The 19,057-nt window shown below is 72.1% G+C and carries 15 protein-coding genes; 8 read left to right on the top strand and 7 right to left on the bottom strand.

Annotated elements, in window-relative coordinates:
• Positions 1–64: 64 nt before the first annotated feature.
• Genes ABL310_RS14725 through ABL310_RS14715 form a run of 3 tightly spaced genes read right to left on the bottom strand, consistent with a single transcriptional unit; the run spans position 65 to position 2,988 of the window.
• Positions 65–1,564, bottom strand: a complete 1,500-nt coding sequence (locus ABL310_RS14725; protein WP_349367764.1) for a tripartite tricarboxylate transporter permease — start codon at positions 1,562–1,564, stop codon at positions 65–67.
• A gap of 6 nt (positions 1,565–1,570) precedes the next feature.
• Positions 1,571–2,020 carry a tripartite tricarboxylate transporter TctB family protein gene (locus ABL310_RS14720; RefSeq protein ID WP_349367763.1) on the bottom strand — a complete coding sequence of 150 codons (450 nt, stop codon included), beginning with the start codon at positions 2,018–2,020 and terminating at the stop codon, positions 1,571–1,573.
• A complete protein-coding gene (locus ABL310_RS14715) occupies positions 2,017–2,988 on the bottom strand; it encodes a tripartite tricarboxylate transporter substrate-binding protein (protein ID WP_349367762.1) in 972 nt (323 codons plus the stop codon). Before ABL310_RS14715 ends, ABL310_RS14720 begins: the two co-directional genes overlap by 4 nt.
• Before the next feature lie 194 nt (positions 2,989–3,182).
• Between ABL310_RS14715 and ABL310_RS14710 the strand changes: the two genes are divergently transcribed.
• Both ABL310_RS14710 and ABL310_RS14705 read left to right on the top strand, forming a co-directional pair.
• A complete protein-coding gene (locus tag ABL310_RS14710; RefSeq protein WP_349367761.1) occupies positions 3,183–3,854 on the top strand; it encodes a response regulator transcription factor in 672 nt (223 codons plus the stop codon).
• Positions 3,851–6,355, top strand: coding sequence for an extracellular solute-binding protein (locus tag ABL310_RS14705; protein WP_349367760.1), 2,505 nt, complete (start codon positions 3,851–3,853; stop codon positions 6,353–6,355). Before ABL310_RS14710 ends, ABL310_RS14705 begins: the two co-directional genes overlap by 4 nt.
• 21 nt (positions 6,356–6,376) lie before the next feature.
• Here ABL310_RS14705 and prpB read toward each other — a convergent pair whose 3' ends face one another.
• The 3 genes from prpB to ABL310_RS14690 all read right to left on the bottom strand — a co-directional run bounded on the left by prpB (position 6,377) and on the right by ABL310_RS14690 (position 10,402).
• On the bottom strand, positions 6,377–7,288 hold the full coding sequence (gene prpB, locus ABL310_RS14700; protein ID WP_349367759.1) for a methylisocitrate lyase: 912 nt from the start codon (positions 7,286–7,288) through the stop codon (positions 6,377–6,379).
• Between the two features lie 151 nt (positions 7,289–7,439).
• Positions 7,440–8,819, bottom strand: coding sequence for a M20 family metallopeptidase (locus ABL310_RS14695; protein ID WP_349367758.1), 1,380 nt, complete (start codon positions 8,817–8,819; stop codon positions 7,440–7,442).
• Positions 8,816–10,402, bottom strand: coding sequence for a gamma-glutamyltransferase (locus ABL310_RS14690; protein WP_349367757.1), 1,587 nt, complete (start codon positions 10,400–10,402; stop codon positions 8,816–8,818). The genes ABL310_RS14695 and ABL310_RS14690 overlap by 4 nt, the downstream gene beginning before the upstream one ends.
• Positions 10,403–10,665: 263 nt before the next feature.
• Between ABL310_RS14690 and ABL310_RS14685 the strand changes: the two genes are divergently transcribed.
• The gene (locus ABL310_RS14685; RefSeq protein WP_349367756.1) at positions 10,666–11,922 is read left to right on the top strand and encodes a hypothetical protein; all 1,257 of its coding nucleotides are present in this window, start codon (positions 10,666–10,668) and stop codon (positions 11,920–11,922) included.
• Positions 11,923–12,199: 277 nt separating this feature from the next.
• Here the strand turns inward: ABL310_RS14685 and ABL310_RS14680 are convergent, their stop codons facing one another.
• Positions 12,200–13,333 (bottom strand): endonuclease/exonuclease/phosphatase family protein, encoded by a 1,134-nt coding sequence (locus ABL310_RS14680; RefSeq protein WP_349367755.1) that lies wholly within the window; start codon positions 13,331–13,333, stop codon positions 12,200–12,202.
• Positions 13,334–13,745: 412 nt separating this feature from the next.
• Here ABL310_RS14680 and ABL310_RS14675 point away from each other — a divergent pair, with 412 nt between their 5' ends.
• From ABL310_RS14675 to ABL310_RS14655, 5 genes are all read left to right on the top strand, one after another.
• On the top strand, positions 13,746–14,801 hold the full coding sequence (locus ABL310_RS14675; protein ID WP_349367754.1) for a sn-glycerol-3-phosphate ABC transporter ATP-binding protein UgpC: 1,056 nt from the start codon (positions 13,746–13,748) through the stop codon (positions 14,799–14,801).
• 86 nt (positions 14,802–14,887) lie between these two features.
• Positions 14,888–16,216, top strand: a complete 1,329-nt coding sequence (locus ABL310_RS14670) for an ABC transporter substrate-binding protein (protein ID WP_349367753.1) — start codon at positions 14,888–14,890, stop codon at positions 16,214–16,216.
• A 101-nt stretch (positions 16,217–16,317) separates the two neighbouring features.
• Positions 16,318–17,235: a sugar ABC transporter permease gene (locus tag ABL310_RS14665; protein ID WP_349372067.1), complete on the top strand. Its 918-nt coding sequence runs from the start codon at positions 16,318–16,320 to the stop codon at positions 17,233–17,235.
• Positions 17,236–17,261: 26 nt separating this feature from the next.
• Positions 17,262–18,167, top strand: a complete 906-nt coding sequence (locus ABL310_RS14660) for a carbohydrate ABC transporter permease (RefSeq protein WP_349367752.1) — start codon at positions 17,262–17,264, stop codon at positions 18,165–18,167.
• Positions 18,164–19,051, top strand: a complete 888-nt coding sequence (locus tag ABL310_RS14655) for an NAD(P)-dependent oxidoreductase (protein WP_349367751.1) — start codon at positions 18,164–18,166, stop codon at positions 19,049–19,051. Before ABL310_RS14660 ends, ABL310_RS14655 begins: the two co-directional genes overlap by 4 nt.
• Positions 19,052–19,057 lie beyond the last annotated feature (6 nt).

Here is a 19,057-nt window from a genome sequence, read left to right as displayed (position 1 = left end):
GCCCGCGCCCCGCTTCGAGGCGGGACGCGGGCGGTCTTCGACGCAGGCGCGGCCGCGCCGCGCGTCATGCCGCCTTGCGCTTGCGCGCGCGCATCAGCAGCGGGCTCGCCGCCACGAGCCCCGCCGCGATCCAGAACACGATGGCCGCCGGCGTCTCGAACAGAATCGCCCAGTCGCCGGCGCTGATCGACAAGGCCCGTCGCAGGTTGCTCTCGAGCAGCGCGCCCAGCACGAGGCCGAGGATCACCGGCGCGAGGCTGAAGCCGAGCTTGCGCAGGAGATAGCCGAAGAAGCCGAGAAGCAGCATCAGGAAGAGGTCGAAGGTCGCGCCGTAGAGCGAGAACACGCCGACGAACGTGAGCATCACCACGAGCGGCACGAGGTAGGCCGTGTCGATGGAGAGCAGCCGCGCGAAGATGCCCACCAGCGGCAGGTTGAGCACGAGGAGCGCGATGTTGCCCATGTACATCGAGGCGATGAGCCCCCAGGCGACTTCCGGCCGCTGCTCGAACATCAGCGGGCCGGGCGTCACGTTGAACAGGAGCAGCGCGCCGAGCAGGATCGCGGTCGTCCCCGAGCCGGGGATGCCGAGCGTCAGCATCGGCACCATGGCGCCGGCGGCGGCCGCGTTGTTGGCCGTCTCCGGCGCGACGAGGCCGCGCGGATCGCCATGGCCGAACCGGGCGTCGTCGCCCTGCGCCAGGCGCTTCTCGACGCCGTAGGCGACGGCGGACGCGATCGAGGCGCCCGTGCCGGGCAGCACGCCGACGAAGAAGCCGATCACCGCCGAGCGCGCCATGGTCCAGCGGTAGCCGACGATCTCGCGCACGCGCGCGCCGACCTTGTCGCGTTGCGCCTTGATGGTGGAGGCGACCGGCGTCCAGCTCTCGAGCAGCAGCAGCGCCTCCGAGATGGCGAACAGCCCGATGACGACGATGAGGAATTCCATCCCGTCGAAGAGGTTGGGGATGCCCATGGTGAAGCGCATCACGCCGGTGGCGGAATCGATGCCGATCGTGGCGAGCATCAGTCCGATGACGACGCCGATGATGGTCTTCAACGGCCGCGCCCCGACCAGCGTCGCGAGGCAGGAGAAGGCGAAGACCATCAAGGCCACGTAGTCGCCCGGCCCGAAGCCCACCGCGATTCGCCCGAGGAACGGCGCGAACACGGTCATCATGACGAGCGCCGCCGTGCCGCCCACGAAGGAGGCGAGCGCGGAGAGCGCCAGCGCCCGGCCGGCCTCGCCGCCCTTCGCCATGGGGTGGCCGTCGAGGGTCGTCATCACGGCGGAGGCGTCGCCGGGGACGTTGAGCAGGATCGAGGAGATGCGCCCGCCGTACTCGGCGCCGTAATAGACGCCGGCGAGGAGGATCAGCGCGCTCTCCGCGGGCAGGCCCAGCGAATAGGCGAGGGGGAGGAGGATGGCGACGCCGTTGATCGGGCCGATGCCGGGCAGCGCCCCGACCAGCGTGCCGAAGAAGCAGCCGGCGATCAGGAGCCCGAGATTGAGGGGGGTCAGCGCGACCGCGAAGCCCTCCGCGAGGCCGGCGAGGATGTCCATGGCGGATCAGCTCCGGAAGATGTCGCCGAAGGGGACGTTGAGGCCGAGCGCCTCGGCGATGCCGAAATAGCCGACGACGGCGAGCGCGACGCCGTAGAGCGCGGCCTTCGTCGCGGGCATGCCGAACAGGCGCGCCATCGCGAAGGTCATGAGCGCCGTCGAGATCATGAAGCCGAGGGGCACGAACAAAGCCGCGTAGACGCCCATGACGACCGCCCCGGCGCCCACGCGGAAGGCCTGGTCGCGGCTGGCGAACCAGCGCACGCGGTCGGGCCGCGCGACGAGCAGCGCGCCCGTCGTCGCCAGCACGGCGGCGAGCAGCAAGGGGAAAGCGGTCGGGCCCAGCGGCTCGTACTGGAACGGGACCCGGATGGTCCGGGCGTCGAGGGCGTAGAGGCCCGCGACGCCCGTGAGGACCGCGCCGAAGGCGCGGTCCCAGAGCGTGGTGGCGCTCATTGGATGAGGCCGGCTTCCCGGGCGAGGTCGCGGAAGGCGGAGACCTGGCTCTTCACGTAGGCGTCGAACTCCGCGCCGGCCATGTTGAACTCGAACAGGCCCTGCTCGGCGCGGATCTCGGCGAAGCGCGGGTCGCCGTAGAGCTCCTCGAAGCGGGCGACCCACCAGTCGTAGGCCTCGTCGGAGACCTCCTGGCCCATGTAGTAGCCGCGGAAGATCGTCCAGACGACGTCGTAGCCCTCCTCGCGCGCCGTCGGGAAGTCCGCGAAGGGCTCCGGCAGGCGCTCCTCGGCGAGCACGGCGAGGATGCGCATCGTGCCGGCGCCGAGCTCGCCCGCCATCTCCGAGACGTCGCCGGTATAGACGTCGATCTGGCCGCCGAGGAGGGCTGCCTTGGAGGCGCCGCCGCCCTCGTAGGCGACGTAGCGCAGGTTGCGCGGGTCGACGCCGATGGTGCGCATCAGGAGCGCGGCCTTCATCCAGTCCTGGCTGCCGATCGAGCCGCCGGCGCCCAGCACGATGCCCGACGGGTCGGCCTTCGCCGCGTCCATCAGCTCGCCGAGCGTCTGGTAGGGGCTGTCCTCGCGCACGATGACCGCGCCGAAATCGGCGCCCGCAGAGGCGAGCCAGCGGGCGTCGTTCTCGTCGAAGTCCGCGCCGAACTTGCCCTGGGCGATGTTGAGCGCCGAGCCCGAGGAGAGCGCGACGATGACGTTGGGGTCGTCGATGCGGTTGGAGTTCATGTGGGCGTAGGCGACCGCGCCGATGCCGCCGGGCATGAAGGTGACCTCCATGGGCGAGGGCAGGGCGGGCTCCAGCGCGCGCTGCGCGACGCGGCAGGTGAGGTCGAAGCCGCCGCCGGGATTGGCGGGGGCGATGCATTCGGGGCGCTCGGGCTCGAAAGCGGCGGCCGGCATGGCGAAGCCGGCGAGGACGAGCGCGCAGAGCGCCGTCGTCAGGCTCTTCATCGGGTTTCCTCCGGTTCGGCGCGCGTCTCGCGCGCGTTCTCGTTCGAGCGCGCCGTCCGTCCCGGGCGGCTGGCGTTCCGCCCCGATGGCCACGCTCCATGGTGACAATATCCCACGAAGCTGTCATTCACCTGTCATCGGTCCCCGTGGCCGATGACGGGTGAGGGGCAGCGTCGAGGGAGCGCCGACGGGCGATGCGCATCCTGATCGTCGAGGACGCACGCAAGATCGCCGAGGCGGCGGCCGCGCCGCTGCACCGCGACGGCTTCGCGGTCGACATCGTCGAGACCGGCCAGGCCGCCGACGAGGCGCTCGCGCTGCAGGCGTTCGACCTCGTCATCCTCGACCTCGGCCTGCCCGACGTCGACGGGACCGCGCTCATCGTCCGCTGGCGGGCGCGCGGCACGGCGACGCCGATCCTCGTCCTCACCGCCCGAACCGCCGTCGAGGCGCGCGTCTCGGCGCTGGACCGCGGCGCGGACGACTACCTGATCAAGCCCTTCGAGGCGGACGAGCTCGCGGCGCGCTGCCGGGCGCTGCTGCGCCGCGCCCGCGGCGAGGCCCACGACGTGCTGCGCGCCGGCGCGCTCGTGCTCGACCGGGTGCGCAAGAGCGTCAGCGTCGCGGGGGTGGGCATCGAGCTGCCGAACCGCGAGTTCCGGCTGCTCGACGTGCTGCTCACGGCGCAGGGGCGCGTGCTCTCCAAGGAGGAGATCGCCGGCAAGCTCTACGGCTTCGACGACGCCGCCGGCCCCAACGCCATCGAGGTCTACGTGGCGCGCCTGCGCAAGCGTCTGGAAGGCTCGGGGATCACGATCCGCACCCTGCGCGGCCTCGGCTACACCGTCCAGGAGGACGCGTCGTGATCGAGGCGCGCGGCTCCCTCGTCCGCCGGCTGGTGATCGGGCTCGCGCTCGTCTTCGCCGCGAGCGCCGTGGCGCTGGGCGTCGGCGCCGCGAGCTGGGGCCGGCGCGCCGCCGATGCGGCCTACGACCAGGTGCTCGCCGGCGCGGCGCTCTCCATCGCGGAGACGATCGCCTTCGTCGAGGGCCGGGTCGTGGTCGACGTGCCGCTCGCCGCCTTCGACATGCTGGCGCTCGCCCGCGACGACCGGGTGTTCTACCAGGTCGTCGCGCCCGACGGCGCGCTCGTGACCGGCTACGCCGACCTGCCCGCCATCGCCGAGGAGGGCCTCTCCGCCGCAGCCGCCTTCGGGGACAGGATCTACCGCGGGGAGACCGTGCGCATCGCCACGGTCGGCCGCCTCATCGCCGACCCGGGCCTGCAGGGCTGGGCGCGCGTCTCCGTCGGGCAGACCCGCGGCGCGCGCGAGGCGCTGGCCCGGGACGTGGCGCTCGGCGCGATCCTGCCCCTCGTGGGCTTCGCGATGGTCGCGCTCGTCCTCGCCGGTGCGAGCGTGATCGCGGCCCTGCGGCCGCTCAGGCGGCTCGAGCGCGATCTCGCCGCGCGCGGCGCCACCGATCTGCGCCCGCTGTCCGGCGAGGTGCCGGGCGAGATCGCCCGCCTCGTCGCCGGCTTCAACACCTTCGTCGGCCGATTCGCCGGCCAGCTCGACGCCATGCGCGCCTTCATCTCGGACGCCGCGCACCAGATGCGCACGCCCCTCGCCACGATGAAGGCGGAGATCGCCCTCCAGCGCGAGCGGGCCGGCGGCGCGGAGACGCTCGAGGCCCTCGCCGCGCTCGAGGCCCAGGTCGACGGGGCGAGCGCGCGCGTCGATCAGCTCCTCGCCCACGCCTTCGTCTCGAACCGGTCCCAGCTCCTGGCGCTCGAGCTCTGCGACCTCGCCCGCCTCGTCCCGGACGCGTTGCGCGAGATCTCCCCGCTCGTCCTCGCCCGCGGAGCCGACATCGTGTTCGACGGCACCGAGGCGCCCGTGCCCGTGCTCGGGGACGCCGTCCTCCTGCGCGAGGCTCTGCGCAACCTCGTGGTCAACGCGCTCGAGCACGCGGCGCGTCCCGGAAGGCCGGTGCGCATCCGCGTCGCCGTCGAGACCGCCGCGGACGGGGCGCGGCTGATCCGGGTCGAGGACGACGGGCCGGGCATCCCGTTCGCCCGCCGCGCGCAGGTCCTGGAGCGCTTCAACCGCCCGGGCGGCGGCGGGCTCGGCCTCGCCATCGTCGACCGCGTCGCCCGCGCCCATGGCGGCGCGCTGGCGCTGGAGGACGGCGCGGCCGGCGGGCTCGCCGCCGTCGTCCGCCTGCCGGCGGCGCCCGGCGCGGCGCGGCGTCCGGGAAATCCGCGGCGGGCGGCGACCCTCGCCCTCGCCGCCTGTCTCGCCGGGCTCGCGGCCGTCGCGCCGGAGCCGCTCGGCGCCCAGACCATCGTCGAGGAGTTTCCGGCCCGCGCGGCGCCGGCCCGCGCGCTGCGCATCCATTCCGCCACCGATCTCGACGCCATGCGCCCGGTGGTGCGCGCCTTCCAGGAGCGCCATCCGGCGGTCGCGATCACCTTCGTCGACATGAACACCAACGATCTCTACGAGGCCGCCCTCGCGGCCGCCGAGGGATCGGCCCCGGCGGCGGACGTGATCGTCTCCTCCGCCATGGACCTGCAGCTGAAGCTCGCCAACGACGGGCTCGCCGCGCGCCATGTCGGCCCGATCGCGGCCGGCCTTCCGGACTGGGCGCGCTGGCGCGACGAGGTCTTCGCCTTCACCTACGAGCCGGCGGTGATCGTCTACAATCCCCGCCTCCTCGCGCCGGCGGAGGCTCCGCGCACGCGCTTCGACCTGGTGCGGCTCCTGCGCGACGAGCCGGAGCGCTTTCGCGAGGCCGTCGTCACCTACGACATCGTCGACAGCGGCGTGGGCTACCTGATGGCCTCGCAGGACGCCGCGCAGGCCGGCACGTTCGCCAACCTCGTCGCGAGCTTCGGGCGCATCGACGCGGACCTCGTCTGCTGCACCTCGATCATGCTCGAAGGCCTCGCTGCGGGGCGTTGGGCGATCGGCTACAATCTGCTCGGCTCCTACGCGCAGGAGGCGATCGAGCGCGGCGCCGAGCTCGCGATCGTGCTGCCCGAGGACGTCACCCTCGCCGTCTCGCGCACGGCGCTGGTCTCCGCCCACGCGCCGAACCCGCAGGACGCCGCCCGCTTCCTCGACTTCCTGATCTCCGTCGAGGGCCAGGCGGTGCTCGCCGAGGAGAGCCGGATGTTCGTCGTGCATCCGGCGATCCGCGGCCCGCGCTCGCGCACGGGGCTCGAGGCCCGTCTCGCCGGGCCGATGCGCCCGATCCGGCTCACCCCGTCGCTGCTCGCCTATCTCGACGGGCAGAAGAAGCCGCGGTTCCTGGCGGAGTGGAGCGCGCTGATCGGGTACGAGCCGGGGGAGAGGGCGCCGTGAGCCGGGCGCGCCGTGAGCCGGTCAGCGTCCCTCCTCGGGCAGCACGCTCGCCACGATCGAGGCGTCCAGCGCCTCGTAGGCGGCGAGGTCGATCAGCTCGTAGAGCTCCGCGCGGGTGAGCATCTCGTCCAGGAGCCCCCGCGTCGTGCCCTCCGCGGCGAGAGCCGCGTAGAGCCGCGCCTGCGCCTTGGCCGCCATGCGCAGCGAGGAGACCGGCCAGATCGCCATGCGGTAGCCCATCGCCTCCAGCTCGGCCGCCGTCAGCGCCGGCGTGCGGCCGAACTCGGTCATGTTGGCGAGGAGCGGCGTGCCGGGCATCGCGCGGGCGAAGGCGGCGAGCATGTCCGCGCTCGTCAGCGCCTCGGGGAAAATCGCGTCGGCGCCGGCCTCGACGTAGAGCCGCGCGCGGGCCACGGCGCCGTCCAGCCCTTCGCTCGCGGCGGCGTCGGTGCGCGCGACGATCACGAGGTCGCGCCGGGCGCGGGCCGCGGCGGCGATCTTGGCGGCGGCGTCGCGCGGATCGGCGAGGCGCTTGTCGTTGAGGTGGCCGCATTTCTTCGGCAGGATCTGGTCCTCGATCTGCACCGCCGCGGCGCCGGCATCCTCCAGCGTGCGCGCCGCGTGCATGACGTTGAGCGCCTCGCCGAAGCCGGTGTCGATGTCGACCAGGACCGGCAGGTCCGCGGCGCGCACGATCGTGCGCGTGAAGAAGGCGACCTCGTCCAGCGTGATCATGCCGAGATCGGGAATGCCCATGGAGGCCGTCATGGCCGCGCCCGACAGGTAGAGCGCCTCGAAGCCGGCCCGCTTCGCCTGCAGCGCCGCGAGCCCGTCGTGCGCGCCGGGCATGACGAGAATCCTGTTCTGGGCGAGGCGCTCCCTGAGGCGGGCGCCCGGCGCGCGCATCGATCGATCGGGGACGAGGTAGGGCATGGCGAGCTCCGGTATGCCGCGGTGCGATCGCGGTAGCATGGCAGCGCGGCCCCCGTCGATTTCCCTCGCGGGCGATGACGGCGACGACACGAGGCCGCCTGAGGCGCAAGCCGCCCGCGCGTCGAGCTCGGCTCGCCGCGCGGGCGCGGCGTCAAGGGCCGCGTTCGCCGATGTCCCAGAACAGCCCGGTCATCAGGTCGAGCGCCGAGCGGCAGGTCTCCAGCACCACGTGCTCGTTCGGCGCATGCTGCGAGCATCCCGGATAGGAGTGCGGCACCCAGACGGTGGGCAGGCCGAGAACCTCGGTGAAGCTGTCGTTGGGGAGCGAGCCGGCCAGGTTCGGCTGGATCACGGGCGGCCGCCCCGTGGTCTCGGCGATCGACGCGGCCACGCGCGCGACCCAGGGGTGATCCGGGTCGAGCCGGGTCGCCTTGAAGAAGACCCGGTCGGCGGGGGTGATCTCGACGTCGGCGAACCCGTTGGCGTCGAGATGGCGCCGGAGCGCCGGCAGGATGTCGTCCGGGTCCGTGCCCACCACGTAGCGCAGCTGGCAGGTGGCGCGCGCGTGCCCCGAGATCGCGTTGACCGGCGCCTCCGGGACGCCGCTCTTCATGGCGAGGACGGCGAAGGAATTCCAGCCGAAGACGCGCTCGGCCGGCGTCAGCCCCTCCTCGCCCCAATCCGCGTCGATCGGCGGATCGCGCTCGCCGAGCGGGCAGCGCGCGATCGCCTCGCGGATCTTCGGCGTCAGGCTGTCGGGGCGCCATTCCGGAATGCGGATCTGGCCCCGCGCGTCGACGATGCAGGCGATGGCGTGGGCGAGGCGGGTCGCCGGGTCCTTGATGAGGCCGCCCCAATTGCCGGAATGGTGCGCGCCGTCCCGGTAGTGGACGGAGAGATCGAAGTTCACGCCGCCGCGGCTGCCCATGAAAAGCGTGGGCATGTCCGGCTGGATCCGCGGCCCGTCGGAGGCGATCAGCACGTCCGCCCGCAGGAGGTCCTTCTGGTCGGCGAAGAACTGCGCGAGCCCGGCCGAGCCGGTCTCCTCCGACATCTCGATGACGACCTTGAGGTTGAAGCCGAGACGCCCGCGCGCCTTCAGGATCTCGCGGAGCGCGGCGAGATTGATCAGGTGCTGGCTCTTGTTGTCCGCCGTGCCGCGGCCGTAGGCGCGGTCGCCCTCGACGACGAGGCGGAACGGCGCGAGGCCCTCGCGCCACTGGTCGGCCTGCGCGCGGATGACGTCGCCATGCCCGTAGGTCAGGACGGTCTCGTAGCCGGGATCCTCGATGCGCACGCCCACCAGGAACGGCCCGCCGCGGGGGTCGGTATTGGCGACGATCCGCGTCTCGCAGCCCAGCGCCTTCAGGAGCGGCTCCATCTGCTCCACGAGATAGCGCATCAGCTCGGGCTTGCGATCCGGAACCTGGCTCTCCGTCTCATAGGCGACCAGCCGCGCGAGCTCGTCGAGAAAGGCGCCGGTCTCGAAGTAGTCGCGAATGCCGGCGAGGGCGGTCTCGCGCGTGGTCATGTGGGATGGTCCTCTCGGTCTCGTTCGGCGACGGCGTCGCCCCAGGGCGACAGGGGCTCGGTGGCGCCGGCATTGACGTCGCGGGTGCGCGACACGCCGGCCGGGCAGGCGAACGCGAAGGGATAGGGCGTCCGCTTCGTCGTCTGTACGGGAAAGCGCGCCCGCAGGCTCGCGAGCGTCGCCTCCGGCATCGCCTCGTCGGCGACGACCGGCGGACCGCCGCTGAAATCGAAGCGCGGCGCGTGGAAGGCGGCGTCGAGGTCGAGGCCCTCCTCGACCATGAAGAGCGCGAGCTGCGCCACGGCGGGCAGGATCTTGCGGCCGCCCGAGGCGCCGATGGCGAAGCGGGTCTCGCCGATCTCGCCGATCACCGGGCAGACGTTCATCAGGCAGCGTCGGCCGGGCGCCAGCGCGTTCGGCCGCCCGGGCTCGGGGTCGAACCACATGATGCCGTTGTTGAGCAGAAGCCCGGTCGAGGGCGAGACCACGCGCGCGCCGAAGATCGACAGCAGCGTCTGGGTCATCGCGACCATGTTGCCGTGCCGGTCGACGATGGAGAAATGCGTGGTGCAGCCCGGCGCCTGCGGGCTCTCGTTGTCGCCCATCGTCGACAGCCGCTCCGCATAGGCCTCGCCGAGCGCCGCGGCGAGGCGCGCCGTGCGCTCGCCCGGCGCGAGCGCCCGCCGGGCGCCGGCGTCGCCGAGGCGCCGGATCGTGCCGGCGAGGGTCGGGCCGGCGGTGAGGCCCGGCACGGCGAAGAGGCGGCCTGCGCCGGCCTCGATCTCGAGCGGGTCCTCGAAGCCGGCGCGATAGGCCGCGAGGTCGGCGTGCGCGAGGCTGCCGCCCTTGTCGCGCACGTCGCGGGCGAGCGCCTCGCCGACCGCGCCCTCGTAGAGCTCGCGACGGCCGCCGCGGGCGAGCGCATCGAGCGTGTCCGCCATGCGCGCAAAGGGGATGCGCTGCTCGGAGATCGCCGTCCAGGGCGCGATGGTCGGCCAGCGGCCGTCCTCGAGGAAGAGGGCGGCGGCGTCCGGGTCGCGGGCGAGGGAGCGCGTCGCGCTCGCGATGATCAAGGCCGCGTACCAGTCGACGTCGAGGCCGTCCCGGGCGAAGCCGATCGCCGGCTCCAGCAGCTCGCGCCAGGGCATCCGGCCCCAGCGCTCGTGCGCGAGGCCGATCCCGTCGACGAGACCCGGAACGGCGACCGCCGTCGCGCCCTCGACGTTGCGGTCGTCCACGACCGCCCGCCACGGGAAGAGATCTGAGGAGCGGCCGTCGCCCGAGAGCGGATAATCGGCGGGATCGAGCCCGGCGGGCGAGCGCATGCCGTACCAGACCGGCACCGCGCGCTGCTCGTCCGCGCGCCAGACCATCATGGCGCCGCCGCCCGCCGGGCCGCTCATCCACGGTTCGAGCACGCCCATGGCGAAGGAGACGGCGACCGCGGCGTCGACGGCGTCGCCGCCCTCGGCGAGGACCGCGGCTCCCGCCTCGGCGGCGTGGACGTGCTGGGCGGCGACGACGCCGTGCCTGGAGAGGGTCGCGGGCTTCACCACCCGCTGGCTGCGCGAGAAGCTGCTCATGTGGGCTCCGATCAGAGGCCGCGAAGCTTACGCGACCCGGCGCGCATCGTCGCCGGGAAGATGCCGTGCGAAATGGCCTGTCCGGTTTGCGAGCGAGGGCGGAGCCTCGTTCCGGCGCCCGATCGGCTCGCCCTCCGGCCCGCTGCGCGACGGTGCCGGCTGCTCCGACTTGAACAACCGGTCCCGATTGAGTCACGATGTCGCGGCATTCTCGGCTGCAGACGCACGACGGATGGCGGGGGCGCTCCTCGAGGGAGAGCGCGATGGACGGCTTCGACTGGCGCAGGGCGGGTCTCGGCAGGGCGACCTCCGGCCTCCGGGTGCGAACCATGTCGCTCGCGGGCGCGGGCGTGCTCGTCGCGAGCGTCGCCGCCTTCGGCGCGATCCGCACCGCGCTCGCCCCCGAGCCACCGCTGCCCGAGCCGCCCTCGGCCGCACCGCCCGCCTGGGAGGCGGCGACGGCCGGCACGGCCATCGCCGAGGGGAGGCTCGTCCTCGCACAGCTCGACCCGCAGCCGGAGGCGCCCGCCGAAACCGCACCCGCGCCGACCCTCGCCGAGATCGTCGATCTGCCGATCCGGCGGGTCACGACGACGCGCATCGTGCTCGGCGCCGAGGAGGAGGTCGCGCCGTCGTCGGGCGAGGGGGCGACGCCTGCGGCGGAGCCGATCGCCGCACCCGAGCCCCACGCCGCGCCGTCGCCGGCGCCGGATCTCGACGCGCTGCTCGCCCAGGAGCCGTCCGCCCTCTACCCGGCCCCGGAGGCGACGGTGCCCGTCCGCTACGCATCGCTGCCGGAAGCGTCCGCCCCGGGACGCTTCGACCTGCATCCGCCGCCGCTGCCTCTTCTCGCCCGCCTCCCGGCGCCGCCGCCGCCGATCGAGACGAGCGCGACCCCTGCGCCGGAAACGAACGCGCAGGACGAGACGTCGGCGCTCGCGGTCGCCGCTCCCGACGCCGCCGAGCCGCTCGCGACGCCGCCGGATTCGGAAGAGGCACTCGTCGCGGCGCCCACGCTACCTCCCCCGCGCCCCCCGAGCCTCCCTGCGCCGGAGCCGCGGCCCACGCCCGAACCGGTCGCGCCGGCGACGGCCGCGCAGGATCAGGCGACGCCGGCCCGCGAGCGGACGCTCGGCTCGCTCCTGCGCGCGGTGCTCGGCGTCGGCGGCATGCCCGGCGTCACGGAAGCGGCGGACGGCGTGACGCCGACCGGCTGCCTTCCGGAGCCGCTGCGCGACATTCTCGTGGACGTCGCGCGCACGTTCGGCGAGGTGACGCTCGTCTCGACGCAGACGCTCAACACCGGCAACCATTATGTCGGCAGCGCGCGCCATCGCTTCCATCAGGACTGCGAGGCGGTGGACTTCCGCGTCGAGGGCGACCCCCGGGAGGTCGTGCGCTGGCTCCGGGGGCGGCCGAACGTCGGCGGCGTCGCGAGCTACCGGAACGGCGTGATCCACGTCGATCTCGACCGGGCCGTCGCCGCGCGGCTGCGGCGCGAGGAGGCCGCCGCCCGCTGAGGCGCGCGGGGCCTTCGCAGCCGAGCAGCTGCTGAGCCGGCGGGGTGAGCGCCGCCATCAGGTCCTGCTTCTGCGGATCGAACGGCGCGACGAGGGGGCGAACGAGGCGCAGAGCGCGAGAAACGCGAGGATGCCGGGCCGGTCAGCGCCTCGAACGTCGACCGAAGAGATCCCGAGCCCGGTCGAGCCGCTCGGCCACCTCCCGGAGATCCCGCCCCTCGTGGAGGTCGGCCCCGGGCATGTCCTCCAGGCCGGGTGAGAGGCGGGCCCGGCGGCGTCAGGAGCCCCCTTCGCGCTCGAGCTCGCGGGCGGCCTCGATGGACGTGCGCGCCTCCTCCAGGTCGCCGTCGTCGAGCGCGGGGGCGGCCTGGCGCGCGGCGGCGTCGGGGTCGCGGCAGAGGACGGCGAGCACCGGGTAATGGTCCGAGCCGAAATCGGGCAGGACCTCGAACGCCTCCAGCGCGAACGCGTCCTGCGCCAGCACCTGGTCGAGCGGCCAGGTGACGAGACGGCTGCCGGTCATGAAGGTCGGCCGCCAGCCTCGCCCGACGCGCGGGTCGAGCAGCGCCCCGATGCGCAACGCGCGCCGCATCGTGCGCTCCCAGGGCACGGCGTTGAAGTCGCCGGCGAGGATCGCCGGGGCGTCGCCGTCGCGCACGGCGAGGGCCGTCGCCAGGATATGGGCGTCGCGCATCGTGGTCGGCTGCGACCAGGCCAGCGGCGGCCGCGGGTGCATGCCGTAGAAGCGCACCGTCTCGCCGGTCTGGAGCGAGAGCCCGGTGTCCAGCGTGGGCGTGCCGGATCCGAACAGGTAGGCGAAGCGCGGCTCGACGAGCGGCAGGCGCGAGAAGACGTGCATGCCGAACGCGGCGTCCTCCGGGATCGACTGAGCGCTGTATGCGTAAGCCTCGTCGAGCGGCCGCAGCGCCTCGTTCCAGAAGGCGTCCGTCTCCATGACGAGGAGGACGTCCGGATCGGTCTCGGCGACGAGAGCGAGGAAGGGGTCCGCGTTCTCGTGGCTCTCCTGCACGTTGGCGATCATGATCCGCAGCCGTGCCGGCGCCGGGCATTCCGCGGTCGCGACCATCGCCTCGTCCATGAAGGCGGGATAGGGATGGAGCCGATAGACATGGTAGGCGATGCCGGCGATGCCGAGCGCGATCGCGGTCCACACGGCGGCGCCGCGGCGCGGGGCCAGGAGCGGATAGACCAGGACCAGGATCGCGAGCGCGACGAGGATCTGCACGCGGGCGAAGTCGAGCGAGCGGATCCACCAGACGTTCGTCTCGACGAGCGGGAGCAGCGACGCGCCCGCCGCCAGCAGCAGCAGCGGCAGCACGATCCAGTGGGCGACGACGCGGCGCCAGGTGGCGCCCGCCGCCGCGCGGTCGGGCGACCCCTTCGCGGGCATGGGCGACCTCCTCGCGTTCCCCCCTCGCGAATGACGCGAGCCGCGCATAGGTTCCGCGCTGACGCGGGCCCGGCAGGCGTCGGTTGTCGCGCGGACGGCGCCGCAGCGGCGCGCTACCGGCGCGCGGGCTAGAAACCACCAGAAAGGATCGGAGTATTTCGCACTGCAATACGGGTCGTCCCGCCGTTCGTTCGTGCCGAACGCCGATATGTCGTTTCAACCTTGATCTCTTTCGCTGTCGAGAACAAGATACCCTCAAGAACAAGCGCCCCGAAGCGGGCTGGGGAACCCGGGAGGAACGCGATGACGTCGCATTTCGCGACGCGTCCTCGCTCGTTTCCATGCCGAGACAGCAGCCGCGCGCAATCGAGCGCCGCGGGCGCGCGCCGACGAACGAGAGGGTCGAGATCGCATGGCATCCGTCGACATTCGTGAGGTCCGCAAGAGCTTCGGGACGACGCAGGTCATCCACGGCGTGACGATCGACATCGAGGACGGCGAGTTCGTCATCCTCGTCGGGCCGTCCGGATGCGGGAAGTCCACCCTGCTGCGCATGGTCGCCGGGCTCGAGAACATCTCCGGCGGGGAGATCGCCATCGACAAGCGGGTGGTCAACCACGTCCCGCCCAAAGAGCGCGACATCGCGATGGTGTTCCAGAACTACGCGCTCTATCCGCACATGACGGTCGCGCAGAACATGGCGTTCTCGCTGAAGCTGCGCGGCGCCCCGCGCTCCGAGATGGACACGCGCGTCAAGCGCGCCGCCGAGATCCTCGGCCTCACCAAGCTCCTCGACCGCTTTCCGCGCCAGCTCTCCGGCGGCCAGCGCCAGCGCGTGGCCATGGGGCGCGCCATCGTGCGCGACCCGCAGGTCTTCCTGTTCGACGAGCCGCTCTCCAACCTCGACGCCAAGCTGCGCGTGCAGATGCGCACCGAGATCAAGGAGCTGCACCAGCGCCTGACGACGACGACCGTCTACGTCACGCACGACCAGATCGAGGCCATGACCATGGCCGACAAGATCGTCGTCATGCACGACGGCATCGTCGAGCAGATCGGCGCGCCCCTCGATCTCTACGACCGGCCCGACAACATGTTCGTCGCGGGCTTCATCGGCTCGCCGGCCATGAACTTCATCGCGGGCCGCATCGAATCGGACGGCTTCCACGCGGCCGCAGGCGCGGTGCTGCCGCTGGCGAACGGGCCCGCGGCCTCGTCCGGGCGCGGCGCCGTCTACGGCGTGCGGCCGGAGCACTTCATCCTGTCCGACAACGGCATTCCGGTGGAGGTCGTCGTCATCGAGCCCACCGGCTCCGAGATGCAGGTCGTCGCCCGCCTCGGCGACCAGGAGATCACGGCGGTGTTCCGCGAGCGGGTGAAGGCCCGCCCCGGCGAGACGATCCGCATCGAGCCGGACCCGGCTCTGGTTCATCTCTTCGACGAAGGCAGCGGCCAGCGCCTCGTCTGACGGGACGACGCGCGCGACGGATCCGGGACGTCCGCGCGCGCCGCGACTGCTCAACGATCCATCCCGGAGACGGAGGAACGCCTGACATGTCGATCTCAAGACGCGACCTTCTTCTCGGCGCGACGGGCCTCGCGGGCGCGGGACTCGTCGGCGGCGGCGGCCTCGGCGGCGTTCGGCCCGCCTTCGCGCAGGCGGCCGAGCCGACCTACACGCCCGAGGCCGGCGCCTCCCTGCGCGTTCTGCGCTGGGCGCCCTTCGTCAAGGGCGACGAGGACCAGTGGATCGAGAACACCCGCAAGTTCACCGAGGCGACCGGCGTCGACGTGCGCATCGACAAGGAGAGCTGGGAGGACATTCGCCCGAAGGCCGCGGTGGCGGCCAATATCGGCTCGGGCCCGGACATCATGCTCGTGTGGTTCGACGATCCGCACCAGTACCCCGATAAGCTCCTGCCGGTGACGGACCTCGCCAACTATCTGGGCGACAAGTACGGCGGCTGGTACGACGGCCTGCGCGGCTACGCCGAGCGCGGCGACCAGTTCGTGGCGCTGCCGCTCGCGGCCATCGGCAACGGCATCATCTACCGCGACAGCATCGTCAGGCAGGCGGGCTTCAGCGAGTTCCCGCAGGACACGGACGGATTCCTCGAGCTCGCCAAGGCGCTCAAGGGCAACGACCTGCCGCCCATGGGCTTCGCGCTCGGCAAGGCGGTCGGCGACGGCAACAACTTCGCCCATTGGTTGGTCTGGTCGCACGGCGGCAAGATGGTCGACGAGAGCGGCAAGGTCGTCATCAACTCGCCCGAGACGATGAAGGCGCTCGAATACGCCCGCGAGCTCTATCAGCAGATGATCCCGGGCACCGAGGCCTGGCTCGACATCAACAACAACCGCGTCTTCCTGGCGGGCGAGATCGGCGTCACCGCCAACGGCGTGTCGCTCTACTACTCGGCCAAGAACGACCCGAACATGGCCGAGATGGCGGCCGACATGCGCTCGACCAACCTGCCGGTCGGCCCGGTCGGGCGCCCGATGGAGCTGTGCCAGACCACGTCCTGCGTGATCTTCCAGCACACGCCCTACCCGGAAGCGGCGAAGGCGTATCTCAAGTTCATGTACGAGGCCGAGCAGATGAACGCCTGGATCACGGCGTCGTCCGCCTATTGCTGCCAGCCGCTGAAGGCCTTCGCCGACAACCCGGTCTGGACCTCGGACCCGCTGCACGCGCCCTACGCCAAGGCGTCCGCCACGCTCGTCCCCAACGGCTACGCCGGCCCGCTCGGCTACGCCTCGGCGGCGGTCATGGCCGACTACGTCATGGTCGACATGGTGGCCGAGGCCGCGACCGGCCAGCGCTCGCCGCAGGAGGCGATGGAGCGCGCCGAGCAGCGCGCCAATCGCTACTACCGCATCTGACGCGATCCGAGCGCGCGCCCGTCGCGGGCGCGCGCTCATCCCCTCCCGACGCGAGCCGAGAGACCATGGCCGACACCGCCGCGAAAGCGAACCAGCTCTACATGGCGCCGCCGAGAAAGCGCAGACGCGCGCTGCTCGAGAGCCGCGGCTTCATCGCCGCCCTGTTCATGCTGCCCGCGGCGGCCTTCCTCTTGATCTTCCTCACCTATCCGCTGGCGCTCGGGGTCTGGCTCGGCTTCACCGATACGCGGATCGGGCGCGCGGGCGAGTTCATCGGGCTGTGGAACTACGAGCTCCTGTGGACCGACCACGTCTTCTGGCTCTCGGTCTTCAACACCATCCTCTACACGGTCGTGGCCTCGATCCTGAAGTTCGCGCTCGGCCTGTGGCTGGCGCTGATCCTGAACGAGCACCTGCCGTTCAAGGCCCTGTTCCGCGCCGTGCTGCTGCTGCCATGGGTCGTGCCGACCGTGCTCTCGGCCATCGCCTTCTGGTGGATCTACGATACGCAGTTCTCGATCATCTCCTGGTCGCTGATCAAGCTCGGCATCCTCGACCAACCGATCAACTTCCTCGGCGACGTCGAGAACGCGCGCGCCTCGGTCATCGCGGCCAACGTCTGGCGCGGCATCCCCTTCGTGGCCATCACGCTGCTCGCCGGCCTGCAGACGATCTCGCCCTCCCTGCACGAGGCGGCGACCCTCGACGGCGCCACCTCCTGGCAGCGCTTCCGCTACATCACGCTCCCCATGCTCTCGCCGCTCATCGCCGTGGTGATGACGTTCTCGGTGCTGTTCACCTTCACCGACTTCCAGCTGATCTACGTGCTCACCCGCGGCGGGCCGCTCAACGCCACGCACCTGATGGCGACGCTCTCCTTCCAGCGCGCCATACCCGGCGGCCAGCTCGGCGAGGGCGCGGCCATCGCCGTGGCGATGATCCCCTTCCTGCTCGCCGCCATCCTGTTCAGCTATTTCGGCCTCCAGCGCCGCAAATGGCAGCAGGGCGGCACCGACTGATCCCATTCGAGGAGGACGAGAGCGCCATGGGCGTCGTCACCAACGCCACACCGCGGGACCAGGGCTCGCCGGACGAGAGCGTCGGCATGAGCTATCTCGACCGCCTGCCGCGGCGGGTGGTCGTGGTCTACCTGCCGCTCGCGGTGTTCGTCTTCGTGCTGCTGTTCCCGTTCTACTGGATGGCGGTGACGGCGCTGAAGCCGAACATCGAGCTGACCGACTACGAGACCTACTCGCCGTTCTGGCCCGTGCAGCCCACGCTCGAGCACATCCGCTACCTCCTGTTCGAGACGTCCTATCCGGGCTGGCTCTGGAACACGATGCTGGTCGCCTTCGGGTCGACCTTCCTGTCGCTGATCGCCTCCGTCTTCGCCGCCTACGCCATCGAGCGCGTGCGCTTCAAGGGCGCGCGGGTCACGGGCCTGTCGATCTTCCTCGCCTATCTCGTGCCGCCCTCGATCCTGTTCATCCCGCTCGCGCTGATGGTCTTCCGCTTCGGCATCTACGATTCGAAGCTCGCGCTGATCCTCACCTACCCGACCTTCCTGATCCCGTTCTGCACCTGGCTGCTGATGGGCTATTTCCGCTCGATCCCCTACGAGCTCGAGGAATGCGCCCTCGTCGACGGGGCGACGCGCTGGCAGATCCTCACCCAGATCATGCTGCCGCTCGCCGTGCCGGGGCTGATCTCGGCGGGCATCTTCGCCTTCACCCTGTCGTGGAACGAGTTCATCTACGCGCTCACCTTCATCCAGTCCTCCGAGAACAAGACCGTGCCCGTCGGCGTCCTCACCGAGCTCGTACGTGGCGACGTCTACGAATGGGGAGCCTTGATGGCGGGGGCGCTGCTCGGCTCGCTGCCGGTGGTGCTGCTCTATTCTTTCTTCGTCGACTACTACGTCTCCTCCATGACCGGCGCGGTGAAGGAATGAGCCGGGGGATCGCGCGCGTCGGCGTCGTCGGGCTCGGCGCCATGGGGCTGCCGATGGCGTCGCGGCTCGCATCGGGCGGCTTCGCCGTCGCGGGCTTCGACCTGCGCGAGGCCGCGCGGGCCGCGCTGGCGCAGGCGGGCGGCGAGGCGGCGGGCAGCGCCGCCGCGGCGGCGGAGGGCGCCGACGCGCTGATCCTCATGGTGGTGAACGCCGCCCAGGCCGAGGCCGCCCTCGACGCGGCCCTCGACGCGCTCGCCCCCGACGCCCTCGTCCTCCTGATGGCGACCTGCGCGCCCGCCGACGCCGCGCGGATCGGCGCGCGCGTCACGGAGAGCGGCCGCACCGTCCTCGATGCGCCGGTTTCCGGTGGCGTGAAAGGCGCGCAGAGCGGGACGCTGACGATCATGGCGGCGGGGGAGGGGGCCGCGTTCGCGCGCGCCCGCCCGCTGCTGGAGCGGCTCGGCGACAAGATCTTCCATGTCGGCGAGCGGGCCGGGCAGGGGGCGATGGTCAAGACCGTCAACCAGCTCCTGTGCGGCGTCCACATCGCCGCCTGCGCCGAGGCGCTCTCGCTCGGCGAGAAGGCGGGGCTCGACAGCGGGCAGCTGCTCGAGATCCTCTCGGGCTCGGCGGCCTCGTCCTGGATGCTGCGCGACCGCGGCCCGCGCATGCTGGAGGACGACCCGAGCGTCGCGAGCGCGGTGGACATCTTCGTCAAGGATCTCGGCCTCGTGCTCGATGCGGGGCGTGAGGCCCGCGCGGCGCTGCCGCTCGCGGCGAGCGCGTTGCAGATGTTCCTGGCGGCCTCCGGCCAAGGCCACGGCGGCGCCGACGACAGCCAGGTGCTGCGCGCCTATCGCGCGCTGAACGCACCGAAAACCTGATTCCGG

Origin of the sequence: Salinarimonas sp. (assembly GCF_040111675.1) — a bacterium.
Lineage (GTDB): Bacteria > Pseudomonadota > Alphaproteobacteria > Rhizobiales > Beijerinckiaceae > Salinarimonas.
This window is presented reverse-complemented; position numbering and strand designations above follow the sequence as displayed.